The organism is Dolichospermum compactum NIES-806, assembly GCF_002368115.1.
Lineage (GTDB): Bacteria > Cyanobacteriota > Cyanobacteriia > Cyanobacteriales > Nostocaceae > Dolichospermum > Dolichospermum compactum.
On sequence record NZ_AP018316.1, the window covers coordinates 4,031,375 to 4,051,072 of the forward strand.

A 19,698-nucleotide genomic window follows, 5' to 3' on the forward strand; every position below is an offset into this window, starting at 1 on the left:
CACATTTTCCTAAACCTGCATTAATATTTTATTTTTTAGCTTCTACAATTGTGACAACTGGAGCATTAATAATTAATAATTCAGGTGAACGGCTCATAATGAAATCACAATTACCGTTTAATCCTTGTTTAATATCTACAGTAAAATCAATCCCTGAAAATAAACTGATTTGATTGCAGGACTTACGCAACTGGCACATTGGTAGGGTGCGTCAAATATCAACAATCTGTTTATTTGCAGGATTTATGCAGTCTGACGCACCCTACAACAGATTTTTGGTGTGACACTTGCGTAAGTCCTAGATTGTTTAAATATTTTCTAGCTGCTATTAAAATTGGCGCAATGATCATTTCCGAACGGGATTTTTCAGTATTACTAGCAAGTGCTAAAGGTAGATTTTCTTTTAATACTTCTGTTAGTAAATCTGGACATTCAATTTCTGGAATAGATGCAAAAATATTAACTTTATCTATAATCGTTAAAGCAAAGGCTTTTCTAACTTTGTCTAGAGTAAATTCACTGTATGAAATTTGAGTTATTCCTGTAAATTACGCACCCTAAATGACTTCGTTTCGTGCCTATTCCCTGATTATTGACAAACCCATTTCCATAAAGGATGAGAAGATCCTTGTTGACGAATTCGATAAAGTTGCTTTTTTAAATTTTCCTGTTCTTGTAATGGTAATCCCCATATAATATTACGACTTTGCCAAACTAAAACAGAAGCCGTCATACCAATACATAAACTTAAACCCAGTGTAGACAGAGGATGAAAAATCAGTGTATATCGTAGTCCTACCCAAGTAAAATATTCTCGTAACAAATAAATTTCAGTCCGTAAATTCCATAGGCACAAAGGCGCAATAATTAGCCACAAAGAACCGGCAAATAACCATCTGCCACACACTGTTAGCCTATGTAGTTTTTGTAATTGTTGAGCAACAGTAGGGTCTAATTCCACTGCTTCTGGTTCAAATTGTGGTTCTTCAGGTTTATCCATAGGAAATGTATAATGTGCGCCTACAAAATATTGTTAATCTTGTTCCCCGTCTCCGATTGGGAATGCTTACAGCAATTCTCGCTCTAATGAAATAGAATGGAGGGCGCAGGCCCTGCGCCCCTACAGGTTTTGCGATAAAAAACTGTACATCATAATATCAGGAAGCACTGTATTATTGCGGCTATGCTGCTTAGTAACAAGGAGGCAGAGCCTCAACTGAGACATTCCCAGCCAGAGGCTAGGAGTGAGTGAAATTTAACTTTCTTGAGAACTTATAGGAGTTTCAACTGAGTAATTTTCAGTGCGTTCTCGCCACCAAATTAGTAGTGTACTAGCAATGAAAATACTAGAATAAGCTCCCATTACAAAGCCCACAATTAACGCCAGAGAGAAATAATGCAGCGTTTCCCCACCAAATAGGAAAATAGCAGTTAATGTCAGTAAGGTTGTTAAAGTGGTGTTGATTGACCTAGACAAAGTTTGGTTAACGGCATCATCAACAACTTCAGCAATTGGTTGTTCAGGATGAAGTTTAATAGTTTCCCGAATGCGGTCATAAATTACCACAGTATCATTCACTGAAAACCCTGTAATAGTCAGTAAAGCCACAATGAAAAGACTATCTACTTCAACTCCGAAAACTAAGCCTAAAATTGAGAAAACTCCAGTTGTTACCAGAATGTCGTGAAACAAAGCCACAATAGCTAATAAGGCATAGTCCAACTGAAACCGGAAAGCCATATAAACAGTAATCCCGACAAAAGAAACTATTAAAGCTAAGATTCCCGAAGTAAATAACTCTTTTCCTAAAGTTGCACCAACGGAGTCAATTTGATTTTTTTGGGGGTCGAAAGTGCCGATTTTTTCAGTTAAGGCATTTTGCAAATTACTTCGCTGTTCTGTTTCCAGGTTTTTGGTACGAATGGTAATACCATTTTCCTGTCCATTTTCCGAGATTAACTGAATGCTGCTATCTCCAAGTCCTTGGGATTTAGCGACTTCTCGAACAACGTTGATATCTATGGGTTGGTCACAGTTACCAGGTTTGCCACAGTCCCGCACAAATTGCAATCTGGTTCCGCCGATAAAGTCTAAGCTGGGACGCAGAGGTGCTTTGATATTGGGATTAAGAGAAGATATCACCATTGAGATGATACCGACCAGGATAATAATAGAGGAAATAGTCCACCAAAGACCCCGTGATTTGTTGATACTTAGTCTCATTGTGCTACTCCTGTCTTATTCACTGTTGGCACATTAGGAGCATAAAGTTGTGTGTTCCGCAAAGAGGGAATAGAAATAACTAAAAACATTAATGTGCGACTACAGGTAATTGCGGTAAACATACTCACCCCTACGCCTAAAGCTAAGGTAAGTGCAAAGCCTTTGACTAATCCTGAACCTAACCAAAATAATGCAGCACAAGCAATCCAGGTGGTGACGTTACTATCTAAAATACTGGAAAAGGCGCGGTAAAAACCAGATTCTACAGAACGATATAAAGATTTACCTGCTTGTAATTCTTCTCTGGTGCGTTCAAAAATCAAGACGTTAGCATCAACAGCCATACCAATACTGAGAATAAAACCTGCAATTCCCGGCAAAGTGAGGGTAACACTTAGTAAACAAAATGCAGCCCAAGTCAGTATGGAGTAAATTATTAGTGAAACATTGGCTATCATTCCCGGTAGGCGATAGTACCACACCATAAATATTAATACTAAAGTCAAACCACCGATACCAGCGTAGATACTTCTTTGAATACTATCTTTTCCTAAAGTAGCGCCTACTGTTCTTCTTTCCGCAATTTCCACAGGAACGGGTAATGCACCACCGCGCAATTGTACCCCTAAATCATTAGCCTCTTGGGCTTGAAAACGACCGGTAATAATAGCAGAACCACCAGTGATTCCAGTAGCAGCGTGTTCTGGTCCTACGGTGGGTGAACTGATCATTTCATTATCGAGGAAAATACCGATACTGCGACCTGTTCCAGCCAGATCTTTTGTCAGTCCAGCAAAGAGTTCTCCACCTTTTTGATCAAAACGAATAGCCACATTCCAGTTAGTGCCTTGATTGGGTTCACCGTAGGCATCCTTGAGATATTTACCAGTTAGGGGTGGGTTGGTACTTTCAAACAATTCTGCAACTGCTTGATTATTTTTCTCCAACTCTTGCTTATTTTTATCAATCGCGGCTTGATCTTTGGACTTTTTCAACTCTTCTCGCTTAGTTTTCAGGTCGTTTCGTGTTACCTGGAAAGCAAAAAGTTGTGTTTCTGTATTCGGTTTTTGGATGCGGAACTCTAATTGCGCTGTACCACCTAATACTCGTTCTGCTTGTTCTGGGTCATTGACACCCGGTAGTTGTACGGATATCTTATCTGTACCGATAGTTTGAATTAATGGCTCAGAAACACCAAGACCATTAATTCGCCCTTCGACTACTTTTTTCACAGCTTCCAATTCTCTTTCGGTGATTTGGGGAATTTCCGCCGTTGGTTTCACCTGAATAGTAAGCTGTGAGCCACCTCGTAAATCTAACCCCAAGGGGACAGGAATTGTCACAATCACCGTAATAGCGGCGATGACCAAAACTATAATTAACGCTAATAGCGATCGCTGTTTTTGCATACTATCACTCACAACTAACAAAGGTTATAATAACGTTCTTTGATTGCGTTGTGAGTAGAAGTTTGAGGTGGTCAGTAGTCAGTGGTCATTGGTCATTGGTCATTGGTTTATAGCAACTAACAACTAACAACTGACAAATAGCTAAACTCGCAGAGCGATCATCTTCTGGACGGCTTCTACGATTTGTTCTGGTTGGACAATAGTTAGGCGCTCAAGATTACCGTTGTAAGGTGTGGGAATATCTTGAGAAGAAAGCCGCAATACAGGTGCATCCAATTCATCGAATAAGCGGTCATTAATCGAAGCGGTTAATTCTGCACCAATACCCCCGGTTCTCATACACTCTTCTACAACAATCACCCGGTGAGTCTTGCGAATTGATGCGCCAATAGTTTCAAAATCAAGAGGTTTTAGGGAAATTAAGTCAATAACTTCTGGATCATAACCTTGTTTTTCCAAAGCTTTTACAGCTTGCAGCACATGATACCGCATCCGCGAATAAGTTAAAATCGTCACGTCCTTACCTTGACGGACAACCTCGGCCTTATCTAGGGGTAGCACATATTCTGTTTCTGGCAGGTCTTCTTTTAAATTATAAAGTAAAACGTGTTCAAAAAATAACACAGGGTTGTCATCGCGGATAGCTGCTTTCAGCAATCCTTTAGCGTTATAAGGTGTGGAACAAGCCACAATTTTTAAACCGGGAACAGCTTGGAAATAAGCTTCGAGACGTTGGGAATGTTCCGCACCTAGCTGTCTACCCACACCCCCGGGACCGCGAATCACCATAGGGATTTTAAAGTTACCACCGGAAGTGTAGCGTAACATACCCGCGTTGTTAGAAATTTGGTTGAAGGCGAGGAGCAAAAAGCCCATATTCATCCCTTCAATAATCGGTCTTAACCCAGTCATAGCCGCCCCTACAGCTATCCCTGTAAAGCTATTTTCGGCAATGGGGGTATCTAAAACTCGCAGATCACCATACTTTTGGTGTAAGTCTTTAGTAACTTTATAAGAACCGCCGTAGTGTCCCACGTCCTCACCTAGAACGAATACGCTGGAATCGCGTGCCATTTCTTCGTCAATAGCTTCCCGCAGGGCGTTGAAAAATAGTGTTTCTGCCATTTAGACCTTTATTACATTTTATCGTTATAGAATTTTATCGTGCCATTGCCCCGAATACCGTCAAGCGTAGCACTGTTGTTGAGAACAAAAGATAATTTTCATATAGTTTGTATCCTATTGTCAAGCTAAGAGCATAACTGAAAAGCTAACCCCAGAGTGCGACGACTTCTTCTTGCTTCTTCATTCTTTTGACTGGGCGCAGTCCCTGCGCCCCTACCTCCTGACTCCTACTCTTCAACGAAATTTTTATATTTCAATCAGGATTTTCTCAAGTGAAGCATGAACATTATGGGAAATAAATATAAAGTATCCAAGCTATGACTAACAATAAGTTATTTCCCCGCAAAAAACCACTGTTATTATTAGCAATGGGGTTTTTTACGTCTGCACTTTTACCAATTCTCCCATCAAAAGCAGAAAATGTTTTTCTCCCCTCTAATGCACCTTTACAGCTAGATTTACTTACCCAACCCAAAGATAATATCATCACAGCTAAAACTATTGATCCCCAAAAATTAACAGTTCCTAGTTTATGGTGGGCTAAAGAAAATTCAGAAAAACAGCTTTTAGATAATTGGATAGTTTACCCACCTTCGCAAACAGAAGCACCCCGCGCAGATTTAATTATTAATCAGCAAATTTGGAGCTTATTAGACTATTTTGGCAAATATGTCTTTGTGAATCGTTTAGGTAGCCTAGCTAGTAAATATGGTTACAATATCCGAATTTTCAACTATCAGAAAGAACCTTTAGCAACTTACACCTGCAATTTTCCTCAAAGTCCTGTTTCCTGTCGGCTTCAGATGAATAACCAAACTAAAGTCGGTTTTAGTTTTGCTTTGTAAAATTAGGATTTTTTGATCTCCATAAATAAATCTTCGTACTCTTTCATAACGTCTGGAGGGAAAGGAAGTAGAAATTCACTTTTGGCAAAAGTTTCTGAATCAGTTAATAATAAGTTTTGTAACTGCTGCTGAATATCCCCACCAGCAATGGTTTTGTCAATGGGAGAATTGCTTTTAGTTAGTAAGGCAATTTGTTTAGATGTATTGGGTTGTAAACAAAAATCTAGCCATTGGTATGCTAAACTGTCATTATTAACACCTGTGGGACTTACCCATAAATCAGACCAAATTGCTGTTCCTGATTTGGGGACAACTGCGGCAAATTTTGGATAACGACTGATGATGGGGATAATATCATCAGACCAACCGACTGCTAACCAAGTGTCTCCAATAATTAATGGTTCTAGATAGTTTTTGGAATCATAGAATTTGACTTGTTGATTTAATGCTTTTAATTCTGTTTTTAAGGCAGAGATTTGATTGATATTCTCTGTATTATAAGATTTTCCTAATTTCTTCAAAACTAAACCAATGACTTCTCTGGGATGATTTAGTAAAGAAATGCGATTTTGCAATTCACTGCGCCATAAATCACTCCAATCTGTGGGTGTCCAACCCAGTTGTTGAAACTTTTCTCGATTATAAATAATTACGGTATTTCCCCACCGATAAGGAACTCCCCAAATCTTACCCTCTTGATCATGCTTAATTACCTGTTGCCATTTTTGATTGAGGTTAGCTAAATTTTTGATGTTTGCTGTGGCTAATGGTTGAATTAATTTTTGATCAATTGCTGCTTGTAACCAATAATCTCCCAAGGTGATTAAATTGGCTGTTGGTGATTTTTGATTTTGATTGAAGGGTAAATAACGAGTCCATTCTTGCTGATTATTAATTGGTGGTTGTTGCCAAGTTTGTAATAATTTAAATAAATCCTCCAACTGATTAATGGGGGTAAATTTTAACTTTCCCGCTTGAGTTACGGTTTTCCGAAATTGATTAACTACCTGACCGGGGATAGAATTTTTTAATAATTGGACATTTAAGAGTGGTTGCTGGTTTGTTCCGCATCCGACGATCGCCTGAGAAAGTGCTAAGATACTTGTACCTAATAAAAAAGATCGTCTGTCCATAGTTATATATGTATAAGCACAGTTGATAATTATCAGTTTAGCTAATTAATATGCTTGATTTCTATAAAAATTCCAGCATTCCATCAATAAAAAAGCCATGAAAGGTTAAATGATCCATAAGTATAGCTAGGATTGTCAGTAAAGTGAATAACATGGAGAAAATATTTTTTTGGTGCAGGTATTAAATGGAATCATTAGAAAAACAAATTCTCACGTTAAGTCAGAAGGTTAGTGCCATCTATGAAGTGATTGAAAGGCTTGATATGAGGCTATCTCAAGCTTTATCAGATTCATCTTTAGGGCAATTACCAGCGATAGAACATTATCTGGAAAAAAAGCAGCCAGTAAATGAGTTAAGAGAATTGAAGCATAAGGATATTTTGCTTGATGGTGTTCCCGAAATGATTTATCAGACTACAGATAAACAAATAACACCCGAAATTCAAATTCAACGCCTAACAACGCAGTTGACCGCCGCATATCATCGAATTGCTGCCTTAGAAGAGCAGTTGCTCAGACAGAGAGTTTATTGATTAGTACTAAGTTGCTCAAATTGGGCTTCAATGGCTGCTAATAGTTGATTTTGTTGCCAATTTCCACTTAAAGCAGCAGCAATACAAGCCGCACCCGCACCAACACCTTCTTTAACAAAACCCCGTTCATAAGCTTGAAATTGGGGATATCGGGAATTAGCAAAACTCAATTTTGTAGCTAACAAGGGGGGGGTGCTATTTTTGGGGAAACTTTGGGCTAAGTCAATGGTTGCGCCTGTGGGATCTTCTGCTACCCAGCGGGTTGTACCAATGACGATTTCTGCGGGTTTCCAAGAGAGGGAATATTTGTGCGCGATCGCTTGAATTAAAGCATAAACTGCTAACATTTGCGTACCTCCACCTAATAATACCCCACAACTTCGACTCGCAGCGATCGCCATTCCTGCTACAACCACCTGCATGGGATCACCTACCGCCGCCACCAGTGCTAAAGGATCAACTGACGGGGGCATTTTTTTCAATACAGTCTGCACCAAATCCCATTTTTGCCCATGATTACACACAGGATGGCTACTATTAACTTTGCCAGCAGCATCAATCCCCAAACCAGTTAAAATTGCCAAAGCCGTTGTTGTGCCACCGACCACGCACTCACTCAGAATTAAATACCCATCATAACTTAATTGAGAACTTAATTGATCACCCCAGCGTAATCCTTCAGCTAGTAAATGTTTAACAGTATCTACATTTATCGCCGCACCCCCACTTAAACACCTCGCTGGCGCACCACCCAAATCAATTAATGGCACAGGTGGAATATGTAGTAATCCCGCATTAAATAAGTAAACAGGGATATTTAAATTAGCCACCACAGCCCGCGAAATCAGCACAGGAGAAGCCCCCGAAGTCAAAGGTGGGAGAGGGTACTTAGGTTGATATTCAGCACCGTAATAGAGAAATTCCGCATCAGCACAAGCCGTATATCGGCGATCATCTGGAGTCAAACCAGCCGCAGAAATCCCCGGAATCAAACCAGTTTCTGTAAATCCTAAAACACAGGCAAATATCGGTAATTTACCCCGATAACGATTAAGCCATACTTCGCCCTGAGTAATTTGGGTATAAATATTAATCATATAGCAGGGAACAGGGAACAGGTAATTGGTAATTGGTAATTGGTGAAAACTATTCTTCTTTCTTCTGAACTCGTGACTCCTGACTCGTGACTCCTGACTCCTGACTCCGAACTCCTTACTCATAATCCATTAATACTTGCACCCAATGAGGTGGACGGGGAATGGGATTGCCTAAACGGTCTAGAAGTAACCAAGCCGTAAGATGAACTATAAACAAGTAAATAAAATTATTGAGAAGAATTAGAGCGATCGCTCCCAATTGAATTAATAGTAAATTGGGAGTCATTAACAATTCCAATTTTAAAAAAATCCATTCAATAATTTCCGTCACCTGAGTAATCACATAAATCCACAAATCTTCCCCCGATAGCACCGACAAAAACCACAGGCGAAAAAACACCCCCAGCGTTCCCAACAGCGTCCCTAAAACAATAGAAACAATCCAGGGTACACGGCGATACCAAGTCGCCCCTAACAGCACACCCATCAAGGCAAAAGGCATGACAAATAATAAACTCCGAACCGGACCCATCAACACAGACAACAACAACCCAGAAGTTACCGCTGCCATCCAAGCTGCCCGTTTACCCCAACGTAAATAAACCAAAGCAATAGGAATAGGAAAAAACACCCGCAATACTGGACCCAAAGGAAAATAAAAATTAATAAACCAAATTAAACTCGCCGTACTGGCTAAAAAAGCCGTTTCCACCATCCTTAAGGTACTTTCAACCTTCAAAGGTTGGTACTGTAATCGCGGTTGGGAAAGAGATTCAGGAGATGAATCTTGCTCTGGTTCTTCTGGTAGGGAATCAACGATACTCATGCCAAACAACTAAATTAAACTATAGTTTTTTCCAAAGCTGACCAATCTGGAATATGAATTCTATCTTGATCCCTCACAATCAAACCCTTTTTTTCTAGCTTTGTCAGCACTCTTGTCACAGTTTCCCGTGCCAATCCACTTAAACTACTTAATTCCCGGTGCGGTAAATTAGGAATTTCCGTGCCAGCATTCTCTTGTTTTCCTTGTCCCTCTGCCAAAAATAGCAACGTATCAGCCACCCGTGACTGACTATCCGATTCCCGAAGACGTAATCTTCTGTTAACCTGTCGCAACCTTCTAGCCATTAATTGAGCCAATCTCATGCCGGCTAAAGGTTCTGTTTGCAGCAAATTCACAAAATCTTGAGCAGGTATACTCGCAATCGTCGTCGCTGCCAGAGTAATAACATCATTAGAACGGGGGACTTCATCTAGCGCTGCCATTTCCCCAAATAATTCCCCTCTACCAATAATATTTAGCGTTACCTCTTTCCCATCCAAATTATACGTACGTATTTTTACCCATCCATTTATAATAAAGTATACAGAACCGCCCCAGTCATTCTCTAGTAAAATTACTTGGTTAGCTGGATGGGTACGAGTAACAAGATGAGCTAGAGCCTTTTCTACGCCCAGTTCCGGCAAGCCTTGAAAAAATGGTGCTGTAATTATCCATGTATAAGATGTGTTATTTGTATTATATCGTTCTTCCATCAGGGCATCTTGATTATTAAAGTTGCTATCATCACAACACTAAGGTCGTTATTCTAAACCTAGATCATCAAAGTAAAATTACCTCTAACAGAGATTGTCTCAGATCAGACCAACTATAGTTATATAAAAAAGTAAAAATAGACTCCCAATATGCTAATATAACATTTTTTTTTGGGATTGTTGTCACTGCTGTGGTAAATACTGATTGACAATATTGACTAATATAGAAGTATTATCTGATTTTCGTGTATCCTAAACGAGAGTGCATGACCAACATCACGCAATCTTGTTAATTACATTCTACACTGAAAACCTAACTAAACCTTAATCGTATCAATACCTATGCCATTTTTTGTGGGTTTGGTTAAGCAAAAGTGCGAAAGATACGTATTCGTTAGGTTAAGCTTAATGAATCTGTCACACTAATGTGAACAACATTAATTACAAATCAAGGCTTTTTTAAATTCAGTAAAGTATTGCCTTTACACTTTGTCACTGTCTTTATACATAAATATGCCTATACCATGCAAGCTACCAATAATTAAAATTGAACCGGATGTATATAAAACATATTACAGCTATATGAGGTACAAAACTTGATTAACAAGCTATACCAAACAAGGCTGTTACGAATGACTCCTGACTCCTGCTTGAAGTACCTGAACAAAATTAATTCAACATTGTTGAAACAAAAATTTCCCTATTCCCTGTTCCCTATAATTTATTTTGCACGACTACTTAACATAATTAGCAGTGACAAATTCTCATCCTGGAAACTTCTGTAATTGTCAGTCCCTTACAAATCAACGTACATTTTTAACTAAGGTAACTTAACGTGACTTACCATACTGATGAAATTCACCAACTAATTGCAGATATTGATCACTTACTGTCTCATAGTGCTAAAGGTCTTTCTAAGTTCCTTTCTAACCAAGGACAACAGGAAAAAGAGGTTTTACAACGAGTACGGAGCTTTTTAGTGCAATTGGAGGAAGATGAAATATCAAAGAATCATGTCCTACCGGAAACCACTAAACCATCGTCCACATCGGCATTTTCATCTCTGTTGACACAATTTAATCAACAGAATCTTCCATCTATTTTAGAGTCTTCTGGGCATCCACCAGAGACAATTAGTAGTGAAACAGCACAACCCAAACAAGAAATAACGGTTTTACTTCAGCCTTTGCGAGAGGAATTATCCAGGTTATTGGCAGAAAGAGCAGACTTGATTCAGGAAATTAGACAACTAGAGCAAAAGCGACTCCAAAATTCTTCATTAAGCCAACAGTTAGCTAACCAAGAAGAGATGATTTCTGATTTTTTAGAAGTCCTCATGGGTCGTTTAGTACCACATTTAACATCAAATTCTGGGTTGCTACTTAATGCTAATGTGCAAAATATAGACGCAATTACGTCTGGTATTCAACCTATTTTAGAATCAGCAGAACGGGTAGAACAGTTAGCAAATTTAGCTCGAAATTTAGATCAACTATTGATATCTCTGGATGGAACTGTTAATACTGTTTTTGAAGCCCTAGAAAGTAATATTAACGCCTATTATCATTCTTTATCCCAGGCATTAGCTAAAATGCACGATCAGGGCATACAGGGTGAACAATTAATGGCAAATTTCCTCAATAATTTGACTCAATATTTACAACAGCAAGTTTTGATTAATGAGTCTCCTATTTCTCCTGGAAATCCTCAAATAGTATCGGCATCACCATCATTAGCGGAATCTTTTGCTGTTGCTACAGAATCTTCAGAAGATATACCTCTAGAAAATTCTGTAGCAACAGCACCATTATTAGCTGAATCTCCGGTTGTTGAAGAATCAAAAACTTCAGAAATTTCAGAAGATATATCTCTAGAAAGTCCTGGGGCGGAAATATTGCCAATTAATCTAGCTACAGAGTTGTTGGAAAATCAATCACAATCGGCTAAAGATTTACAATTGACAAATACTGACGAAGTAGATGAACTTTATGCAAGTTTCTTTAATACTGAAAGTTCCTCATCGTTAAATTTCTCACTTTCTCCTGATCTAACATTTAGGAAATATGAAAGTTTAGCCATTGCTCCTGAAGAGGTTAGTAATGATTTATTAGCACTAGAAACTAACGATTTCACTGTTTATACTATAGATGAAAGTGCTGCGTTAAGAGAACCAAAAAATGATGAAAAACAAGAAGAGCCGCAAACAATAATTACTGCTAATCCTACAGAAGTTAAAGTCCCACTTTTACCAGAAGAAAACGAGGATTTACTGCTATTATCAAAAGACGATGAGGAGAAATATGAGCCACAAATAGTAATTTATCCTGCGCCTACGGAAGTTCAAGTCCCATTTTTACCAGAAGAAAAAGAAGTTGTAGAGCAACCTCAAAAAGAACTTAAACAAGACCTGCAAAAAGAACTAGATTCTATTGATACAATCACAGTTTTAACTGATTTGTTGGTGGACACTGGTGATGAAACAGTAACGTCAGAAGTTGTCAATCAATTAGATAATGTAGATGGAGAAACAGAAAATCAGAAATTAGCATTGAATAACTTTGTTGCTGCTGATGAGGAAAATTTGCTGTCTGTATTAGATAATGATGTTTCGGAAATACCAGAAATTGTTTTAGATGCCAAGCAGTTGCAACAGTTAGATCAAGATTCGTCTAATTTTGATCAACCATTAAATTATGGTGGAGAATCTATAACTAAGTTAGATTCTAGCAGTCAAGTTGATAGTTTAAATATAGTTGCTGATCAGGACGTAGATTTAAGTTTAACAACTCAGACAGATGTAGAGGCTGAACTAGAAGATGTTACCCAATCTCCACTCACTGAGGAGCAATCTCCAATTACCGATAATCAAATATCAATTCACAATGAAGACGAGAATAATCTTATTTCTAGTGATACTTTGGACGCCAGTTGGTATTTAGGAATTGATATTGGAACGACGGGAATTTCTGCGGCTTTATTAAATCGCTCTCAATTGATAGTTTATCCAATTTATTGGTCAGCGGAAAGTCAAGTTGATGGTTCTAATTTTCAGCAATCATTCCGTTTACCAGCAGAAGTTTATTTACCTACTAATTCAGGTTCTCATCAGGGGAAAAGTGGAGAATCGGATTTTTTCCCTCATCTTTATTCAGCACAGTTAAAGCCCTATTTGCAAATAGCATTTCCTTATCAGCAAGAACGACAAAAATGGGAACCGATGTTGCAATTGAACGAGTTTTCCGCAGGTCCGTTAATTTGGGTAGTGCGATCGCTCTCTAAGTTATTATCAACTCTCAGGTCTAGTCAACCCAGTACCACACCGGCTTTAATTGCTAATGCTGTGGGTATGAGTACAGCAAATTTTTCGGGATTAATTAAGAATATCGCGGGTGTAATCTGTACTTGTCCTTCCAGTTGGAATGAACAATATCGCTTTAATGTGCGGGAAGCGATTGTCACCAGTGAACTGGTTACTCATCCCCAACAAATCTTGTTTGTCGAAGAAGCGATCGCCAGTTTGCTGCCAGAATTAGACAGTGCCAATGGTCAATCTATCCAAATTAACGAAAATCAAGGTTTACGCCCTTTAAAAACCAGCGATTATCCCCTACTAGGTAACACTTTAGCCATTAACATTGGCGCAACTCAAGTAGAAATGACCTTGGTAGATATACCAGCAAATCTGGAAAATTTGACACACAAAGACTTCATGCTCCACAATTTCGCCTACTCTGGCAAAGGCATTGAACAGGATATAATTTGTCAATTACTACTACCACCAAAATCCCGCCAACCCCGTCAATCCGGACAATCTCACCCTGAACCAGCTAAGACAAATCCTTGGCATTGGCAACCCTCAATTCCTGGTTTAGACCAAATGCAATTTTCTAACTTGGGTTTAGAAGCCTTATCATTACCCAAAGTTGGTGAACCAGACACAGAAGCGCGAATTCGTCTCCAACAACGCCTAGAAAGCTCTCTCCTGGGACAAGCTTTATTAGACGCAGCCTTAGCCTTGAAACTGATTTTACAGCACCAAGAAACCTTTACCCTAGAATTTGCCGACCAACGTTGGGTATTGCAGCGTCGAGACCTAGAAAGTCAGGTCTTTGTTCCCTTTGTCCGTCGTCTCAATCGAGAACTTAACAAATTATTAGTAGCTCGTGGTATTCCCACCGAAGCTATTAATCAAGCTGTCCTTAGTGGTGGTGTAGCTTCTGTTGGTACAATTAACCGTTGGTTACGGCAAAAACTGCCTAATGCCAAAATTATTCAAGACCTATACCTGGGTGAAAACGGCGCTCCAAATTGTAGTCGCGTCGCATTAGGTTTAACTATGTTACCTTTGCATCCCCAAGTTTTAGACATACCCAAACAACAATACACGGATTATTTCCTGTTTTCTGAACTGTTAAAACTACTACCCAACCGTTCTTTATCCTTTGGTGAAGTCCTACAGTTATTTGAAAGTCGTGGTATCAATACCCGCATCTGTCAACAGCGACTATTAGCTTTCTTAGAAGGTGAACTACCACTGGGCTTAATTCCTGGGACTTCAGATCACCTTTGGCTGACTCATCACTCCCAGGAAAATCCTGATTATAAAGCGATTGATGCTCTGAAAACAGGCATAAACTCTCCACCACTATTTGAAAAACAAGGCAATCTTTCCTATCGTCCCAATCTGCAACAAGTCCAGTTATTACTACGTCATTTATCTGCCATTAAATCCAGTACCGTACAATCCCTAGAAGAACCATATAGTTACCTACTTTAATCACCGAATTTAATTAGAGAACTTCACAAAAAAGATAATCCAATCTTGTGGGATGGGCATCTTGCCCGTCCTGGCAACGCATTTGTTGAGTTATGGCTAACGCCACACTAACGCGAATAACCCTGGCAAAGCAACAGGCTATTTTGATCAAATTTGGAAAATATCCATGATAAAATTAAAGAACTGTTTAATAATTAGTGAAACAAAGGAGAATACCATGAACACCTCCATAGAACTTCCTAGCGGTAAAATCCTCAACATCACCCGATTTATTGCCCTAATTCCCAATAACAATAATATTGATAGTGATTATCAACTAATTTTAGAAGGATATCCTCATCCCATCAATTTAGAATCATCAGATGCTCAAAATCTGAAAATAATTTTGCAATCAAAACTAGATCAAAATATCCCAGTTAGCCCCCATAAATCAACATGGAATCAACAAGAACAACTCCAAAAAAATCAAAAAGCAATGGCAGTTTTAGCACAACAAATCCAGGAATATCAAAATATTTCTGATGAAGAATCTAGGGAAAGACAAGAAATCTTTGAAAACCTCAAAAAAAGAATGGATGCTGAAAGACCACAAGGACAAAAACATTAGTATATGTTCTCCTCAGCATTGGTAGATGTAACAACCAAATTTATCTACTATCCAGTAATATACAATACATTACTCAAACAAACATCCTGTAAATCCTGATTCTGACAATTATTAAAAAAAATAAACGCACCTTGCCAAAAAAGCCAAAGTGCGATATGTATTTAGTCCGCGAAGGCGGACTTTGTTTGTGTAGCCGCGATTTCTAATCGCCAGGTCTATGAATTAAACATCAATCTCACTCAATTCACGAGTGATATAGTCAAAAGGCTCATCCACAAAAGCGGTATTAGCCACACCAGCAGCCCCCACCTGTTCCTTGACGATACCCTTCATAATTTGGATACCTTGAACAGTTGAACCAATGGGTACACCCAAGGAATTGTAAGTTTCCCTGAGTCCTTGTAATACACGCTCATCCAGAACATTCATATTACCAGCCACTAGTGCATAGGTAGCATAGCGCAGATAATAGTCCATATCCCGTAAACAAGCTGCAAAGCGACGAGTTGTGTAAGCATTACCACCAGGACGAATTAATTCTGGTAGTTCTTCAAATAACTTTGCACCAGCTTGTTTGACAATTGCGGCTGCATTGGAATTAATTGCGGCTGCGGCTTGGACTCTAGCTGTTCCACTATCAAAGTATGATTTAAGACTATCAATGGCATTCCGGTCAAAATAACGTCCGGTTACGTCATAATTCTTAATTAAAGTTGTAACGGCATCACGCATTCTTTTTTCTCCCAATCATTTAGTTATCTATGATTTGATATTAATTTGGCTGCAATTACGCACCAACAAGATTCCGTGCCAATTCACATAAAATAGACCCTGGCACAAAAACTATCCATCTGCTATCTAAGGATTTTATGCCAAAGTTGACCCATGATCATGAATTTTCTAGTTTTGTAAAAATTAAAAAAGAAAGGTTAACATAACCTGTAATCCAGGCAATCTGTAACAAACATGACAAAACCATGTGAAGTTAACTATTTACGATATTCCAGGTGGTGTGTGACAACTTGGGTTAGCGTAAAGGCTTGAGGTTGAGCAGACTTTGGGTTTATATTGGATAATTGGATACATCAGGAGTAAAGTAAAAATGACAACCCCAAAAGAAATCTTGAAAAAGATTCAAGACGAAAAAATTCAGATGATTGATCTGAAATTCATTGATACACTGGGAACTTGGCAACATTTGACCATGTACCAAGACCAGATTGATGAAAGTTCATTCTCTGATGGTGTTCCCTTCGATGGTTCTAGTATTCGGGGTTGGAAAGGCATCGAAGAATCTGACATGACAATGGTACTCGATCCCAACACTGCTTGGATTGACCCGTTCATGAAAGAACCAACTCTAAGTATCATCTGTAGTATTAAAGAACCTCGCACTGGACAATGGTACAACCGTTGCCCTCGCGTTATTGCCCAAAAGGCAATAGATTATCTAGCTTCCACTGGACTTGGTGACACTGCTTTCTTTGGTCCTGAAGCTGAATTCTTCATTTTTGATGATGTTCGCTATGACCAAACCACCAACTCTGGTTACTACTACGTAGATTCCGTAGAAGGACGTTGGAATACTGGTAGAGAAGAAAGCCCTAACCTTGGTTACAAAACCCGCGTTAAGGAAGGTTACTTCCCCGTACCTCCCACTGACAGCTTTCAAGATATGCGGACAGAAATGCTGCTAACAATGAAAGATTGTGGCGTACCCATTGAAAAGCAACACCATGAAGTTGCAACAGGTGGTCAGTGCGAACTTGGGTTCAAATTTGGTAAGTTAATTGAAGCTGCTGATTGGTTGATGACTTATAAGTATGTCATCAAGAATGTTGCCAGAAAATATGGCAAAACCGTTACCTTCATGCCAAAACCCATTTTTGGTGATAACGGTTCTGGTATGCACTGTCACCAGTCTATTTGGAAAAATGGTCAGCCCCTATTTGCAGGTAACAAGTACGCTGGTATGAGTGAAATGGGACTTTACTACATTGGTGGTATTCTCAAACACGCTCCAGCATTGTTGGCAATCACTAACCCCACCACCAACTCCTACAAACGCCTCGTACCTGGTTATGAAGCACCTGTAAACTTGGCTTACTCCCAAGGTAATCGTTCTGCTTCTGTGCGGATTCCTCTTTCTGGAGACAACCCCAAAGCCAAGCGGTTAGAATTCCGTTGTCCAGACGCTACTTCTAATCCTTACTTGGCTTTTGCGGCAATGCTTTGTGCTGGTATTGATGGTATCAAAAACAAAATTCATCCTGGTGAACCCTTAGATAAGAATATCTATGAACTCTCTCCAGAAGAATTGTCTAAGATTCCTTCTACTCCTGGTTCTTTAGAATTGGCTTTGGAAGCTTTGGAAAATGATCACGCTTTCTTAACTGAAAGTGGCGTTTTCTCTGAAGACTTCATCCAAAATTGGATTGATTACAAAGTTGCTAACGAAGTTAAGCAAATGCAATTGCGTCCACATCCTTATGAATTCTTCTTATATTACGATTGCTAATTGCAATAAGTAGTAAAAGTAGTATTTTTTAGCCACCCTCTTGGGTGGCTTTCTTTGTCACTTAACTCATAGTTGCTTGGCTACGTCCATAAAGTGTCTGGGTAGCTGAATCCATTTTACCTTGAATGGGATTCCAATAGTGAGACATTCCTTCATGTAAACCAAGTTCTTGTGCAGCACGCATTAGCATGGATTGCTGACGGTTTTTAGCTTGCTGATGTTGACGCACCATCAATTGACGAGCTTTTTCTTGAATAGACATGACACTACCTCCTCATATTTGTTTACTAAGAAATAATTTACTATTTCCCGCAATCAGATCATAACACAAAAATCTGTAGCGTAAACTACAGAATCTTAAATGAATAGGATTGATATGATTATATTTCCTCTATGCTGAATAATGTGATGAAAATTACGGGATACAACTTTTAAAATATTCTCCAATGGGATAACGTTGTTTCCAAGTTATATCAGATCAGTAATTCAGTATGTACGAATTTAACGAAGTTAAGGAAATTTCGTTAATAACAATTTTGGAAGTCATAGTATAACTGGGTTGTAGCCCTATGTAAAAAAAATAACTTGACACAATTGACACAATTAGTAAACCTCAACTCACAGAAACCGAATTAAAAAACGAACTACTATCAATGATTAAACAGGGTATTGCTTGGTCTACGGCTTGTGGTAGGTTTTGTAGTTGTCAGAATCAGGATTTCCAGGATTTAAGGATTAATAGGATTAATCCCCAAATCCTCAATTGATTTAGGGATAGATTAAAATTTTGTAAGTTTCGGCTGTGGGGGCGATCGCTTGGTCTACGGCTTGTGGTAAGTTTTGTAGGGGATAGCGATCGCTAATTAGGGCTTTCACATCAATGCGGCGATTAAATACAATGTCCGCAGATAGGCTTTGTAAACGGTAGGATGAGCTATAACTGCCCATGAGGTCTATTTCCCGACGGTAGAGAATGTTGGGGTTAATGGGAATTGTCAACTCGTCTGGGAACTCTGCAAAGAAGAGGATTTTTCCACCTTTGCGGGTACAGTCTAAAGCTTGGAAAAATGCTTTATCACTGGGAACAGCTAACAAGGTGACATCTACACCCATTCCCCCAGTTAAAGCTTGAATTTTGGTAGGTAACTCAGGATCACGAGCATCAAAAGCTGCTTCTGCTCCTACTTCCAGAGCTTTTTCAATTCTAGACGGTAAAAGGTCAGTAGCGATCGCTCTTGCACCAAAATACTTCACCAACATCATAAACATTAACCCAATGGGACCAGCACCAGTAACTAACACAGTTTGTCCCGGTGCAATTTGGGCTTTTTTGACAGCTTTTAAACAGCAATTAGTCGGTTCAACAAAACTCGCCTCCTCAAAACTGATATCATCAGGAATAGGAATTAAGCCACCATTCTCCACAATATGTCCTGGAACTTTCACATACTCTGCAAACCCCCCACCACTGGCGTTAAAACCTGCCGTAGTCGAGATATTTTTATAAACATCGCACATCGAAAAATTATCATTCAAGCAGTAAGCGCAACGCATACATGGTATATGGTGCATCACCGCTACCCGTTGTCCTACAGTCCATCCTTTAACCTGTGAACCAACAGCCGCAATAGTTCCAGCCGTTTCATGTCCAAATATGCGTGGCGGTTCATACAAAGGATAACGAATCTTTTTAATATCTGACTGACACAAACCCACAACCCGCACCTGTACCAGCACTTCATCTGCTTCTAGTGTTGGAACTGGAACTTCTTCGTAGGATAACTGATTTACGCCTCTAAATACTTGTGCTTTCACGTTGTTTCTCCACTATTCAACGTTACTAGATTTAACATTTTGTGGTCAACTTGAGATTATAGAATTTGGGAAAAAC

Annotated in this window: 18 protein-coding genes; 6 read left to right on the forward strand and 12 right to left on the reverse strand. The window is 39.1% G+C overall.

All coding sequences use genetic code 11. From position 1 onward, the window contains the following. Positions 1–28 precede the first annotated feature (28 nt). Positions 29–199, reverse strand: a complete 171-nt coding sequence (locus CA730_RS26490; protein ID WP_407919744.1) for a hypothetical protein — start codon at positions 197–199, stop codon at positions 29–31. On the opposite strand from CA730_RS26490, the gene CA730_RS24995 reads away from it, so the two are divergent. Beyond that, positions 199–534 carry a hypothetical protein gene (locus CA730_RS24995; RefSeq protein WP_172891213.1) on the forward strand — a complete coding sequence of 112 codons (336 nt, stop codon included), beginning with the start codon at positions 199–201 and terminating at the stop codon, positions 532–534. The two genes, CA730_RS26490 and CA730_RS24995, sit on opposite strands and share 1 nt — an antisense overlap. A 55-nt stretch (positions 535–589) precedes the next feature. Here the strand turns inward: CA730_RS24995 and CA730_RS18740 are convergent, their stop codons facing one another. The 4 genes from CA730_RS18740 to CA730_RS18755 form a co-directional block, all read right to left on the reverse strand. Beyond that, positions 590–1,000 carry a hypothetical protein gene (locus CA730_RS18740; RefSeq protein ID WP_096669591.1) on the reverse strand — a complete coding sequence of 137 codons (411 nt, stop codon included), beginning with the start codon at positions 998–1,000 and terminating at the stop codon, positions 590–592. A 255-nt stretch (positions 1,001–1,255) separates the two neighbouring features. Next, positions 1,256–2,224, reverse strand: coding sequence for a protein translocase subunit SecF (gene secF / locus CA730_RS18745; RefSeq protein WP_096669593.1), 969 nt, complete (start codon positions 2,222–2,224; stop codon positions 1,256–1,258). Beyond that, positions 2,221–3,633, reverse strand: a complete 1,413-nt coding sequence (gene secD, locus CA730_RS18750; protein WP_096669595.1) for a protein translocase subunit SecD — start codon at positions 3,631–3,633, stop codon at positions 2,221–2,223. The genes secF and secD overlap by 4 nt, the downstream gene beginning before the upstream one ends. 141 nt (positions 3,634–3,774) lie before the next feature. Further along, positions 3,775–4,758 carry an alpha-ketoacid dehydrogenase subunit beta gene (locus tag CA730_RS18755; protein ID WP_096669596.1) on the reverse strand — a complete coding sequence of 328 codons (984 nt, stop codon included), beginning with the start codon at positions 4,756–4,758 and terminating at the stop codon, positions 3,775–3,777. Between the two features lie 317 nt (positions 4,759–5,075). Between CA730_RS18755 and CA730_RS18760 the strand changes: the two genes are divergently transcribed. Then, positions 5,076–5,603 (forward strand): hypothetical protein, encoded by a 528-nt coding sequence (locus CA730_RS18760; protein ID WP_231939881.1) that lies wholly within the window; start codon positions 5,076–5,078, stop codon positions 5,601–5,603. A 2-nt stretch (positions 5,604–5,605) separates the two neighbouring features. Here the strand turns inward: CA730_RS18760 and CA730_RS18765 are convergent, their stop codons facing one another. After that, positions 5,606–6,736, reverse strand: a complete 1,131-nt coding sequence (locus CA730_RS18765; protein WP_096669598.1) for an extracellular solute-binding protein — start codon at positions 6,734–6,736, stop codon at positions 5,606–5,608. Positions 6,737–6,921: 185 nt separating this feature from the next. Here CA730_RS18765 and CA730_RS18770 point away from each other — a divergent pair, with 185 nt between their 5' ends. Next, positions 6,922–7,269: a hypothetical protein gene (locus CA730_RS18770; RefSeq protein WP_096669600.1), complete on the forward strand. Its 348-nt coding sequence runs from the start codon at positions 6,922–6,924 to the stop codon at positions 7,267–7,269. Here CA730_RS18770 and cobT read toward each other — a convergent pair. From cobT to CA730_RS18785, 3 genes are all read right to left on the reverse strand, one after another. After that, entirely contained in the window at positions 7,263–8,366 is a 1,104-nt protein-coding gene (gene cobT / locus CA730_RS18775) for a nicotinate mononucleotide-dependent phosphoribosyltransferase CobT (RefSeq protein ID WP_096669602.1), read from the reverse strand. The two genes, CA730_RS18770 and cobT, sit on opposite strands and share 7 nt — an antisense overlap. A 115-nt stretch (positions 8,367–8,481) precedes the next feature. Then, positions 8,482–9,192 (reverse strand): DUF2232 domain-containing protein, encoded by a 711-nt coding sequence (locus tag CA730_RS18780; RefSeq protein ID WP_096669604.1) that lies wholly within the window; start codon positions 9,190–9,192, stop codon positions 8,482–8,484. Positions 9,193–9,206: 14 nt separating this feature from the next. Continuing rightward, positions 9,207–9,905, reverse strand: a complete 699-nt coding sequence (locus CA730_RS18785; protein ID WP_096669606.1) for a Crp/Fnr family transcriptional regulator — start codon at positions 9,903–9,905, stop codon at positions 9,207–9,209. Positions 9,906–10,740: 835 nt separating this feature from the next. Between CA730_RS18785 and CA730_RS18790 the strand changes: the two genes are divergently transcribed. Further along, positions 10,741–14,682 carry a hypothetical protein gene (locus CA730_RS18790; protein ID WP_096669608.1) on the forward strand — a complete coding sequence of 1,314 codons (3,942 nt, stop codon included), beginning with the start codon at positions 10,741–10,743 and terminating at the stop codon, positions 14,680–14,682. A gap of 217 nt (positions 14,683–14,899) precedes the next feature. Then, the gene (locus CA730_RS18795; protein WP_096671646.1) at positions 14,900–15,289 is read left to right on the forward strand and encodes a hypothetical protein; all 390 of its coding nucleotides are present in this window, start codon (positions 14,900–14,902) and stop codon (positions 15,287–15,289) included. A gap of 222 nt (positions 15,290–15,511) precedes the next feature. Here the strand turns inward: CA730_RS18795 and apcB are convergent, their stop codons facing one another. Then, entirely contained in the window at positions 15,512–16,021 is a 510-nt protein-coding gene (apcB, locus tag CA730_RS18800) for an allophycocyanin subunit beta (RefSeq protein WP_096669610.1), read from the reverse strand. Between the two features lie 370 nt (positions 16,022–16,391). Here apcB and glnA point away from each other — a divergent pair, with 370 nt between their 5' ends. Then, complete coding sequence (glnA, locus tag CA730_RS18805; RefSeq protein WP_096669612.1) at positions 16,392–17,807, forward strand: type I glutamate--ammonia ligase; 1,416 nt, start codon at positions 16,392–16,394, stop codon at positions 17,805–17,807. 61 nt (positions 17,808–17,868) lie between these two features. On the opposite strand, the gene CA730_RS18810 is transcribed toward glnA, so the two are convergent. Continuing rightward, positions 17,869–18,069, reverse strand: a complete 201-nt coding sequence (locus tag CA730_RS18810) for a hypothetical protein (RefSeq protein ID WP_096669614.1) — start codon at positions 18,067–18,069, stop codon at positions 17,869–17,871. A gap of 506 nt (positions 18,070–18,575) precedes the next feature. Beyond that, on the reverse strand, positions 18,576–19,622 hold the full coding sequence (locus CA730_RS18815; protein ID WP_096669616.1) for a zinc-dependent dehydrogenase: 1,047 nt from the start codon (positions 19,620–19,622) through the stop codon (positions 18,576–18,578). Positions 19,623–19,698: the final 76 nt, after the last annotated feature.

Coding starts and splice junctions, on each gene's coding strand:
- CA730_RS18795 (WP_096671646.1), top strand. CDS start 14,900: ATGAACACCTCCATAGAACTTCCTAGCGGTAAAATCCTCAACATCACC.
- CA730_RS18810 (WP_096669614.1), bottom strand. CDS start 18,069: ATGTCTATTCAAGAAAAAGCTCGTCAATTGATGGTGCGTCAACATCAG.
- cobT (WP_096669602.1), bottom strand. CDS start 8,366: ATGATTAATATTTATACCCAAATTACTCAGGGCGAAGTATGGCTTAAT.
- CA730_RS26490 (WP_407919744.1), bottom strand. CDS start 199: ATGTGCCAGTTGCGTAAGTCCTGCAATCAAATCAGTTTATTTTCAGGG.
- CA730_RS18740 (WP_096669591.1), bottom strand. CDS start 1,000: ATGGATAAACCTGAAGAACCACAATTTGAACCAGAAGCAGTGGAATTA.
- glnA (WP_096669612.1), top strand. CDS start 16,392: ATGACAACCCCAAAAGAAATCTTGAAAAAGATTCAAGACGAAAAAATT.
- secD (WP_096669595.1), bottom strand. CDS start 3,633: ATGCAAAAACAGCGATCGCTATTAGCGTTAATTATAGTTTTGGTCATC.
- CA730_RS18755 (WP_096669596.1), bottom strand. CDS start 4,758: ATGGCAGAAACACTATTTTTCAACGCCCTGCGGGAAGCTATTGACGAA.
- CA730_RS18780 (WP_096669604.1), bottom strand. CDS start 9,192: ATGAGTATCGTTGATTCCCTACCAGAAGAACCAGAGCAAGATTCATCT.
- CA730_RS18770 (WP_096669600.1), top strand. CDS start 6,922: ATGGAATCATTAGAAAAACAAATTCTCACGTTAAGTCAGAAGGTTAGT.
- CA730_RS18785 (WP_096669606.1), bottom strand. CDS start 9,905: ATGGAAGAACGATATAATACAAATAACACATCTTATACATGGATAATT.
- secF (WP_096669593.1), bottom strand. CDS start 2,224: ATGAGACTAAGTATCAACAAATCACGGGGTCTTTGGTGGACTATTTCC.
- CA730_RS18760 (WP_231939881.1), top strand. CDS start 5,076: ATGACTAACAATAAGTTATTTCCCCGCAAAAAACCACTGTTATTATTA.
- CA730_RS18765 (WP_096669598.1), bottom strand. CDS start 6,736: ATGGACAGACGATCTTTTTTATTAGGTACAAGTATCTTAGCACTTTCT.
- apcB (WP_096669610.1), bottom strand. CDS start 16,021: ATGCGTGATGCCGTTACAACTTTAATTAAGAATTATGACGTAACCGGA.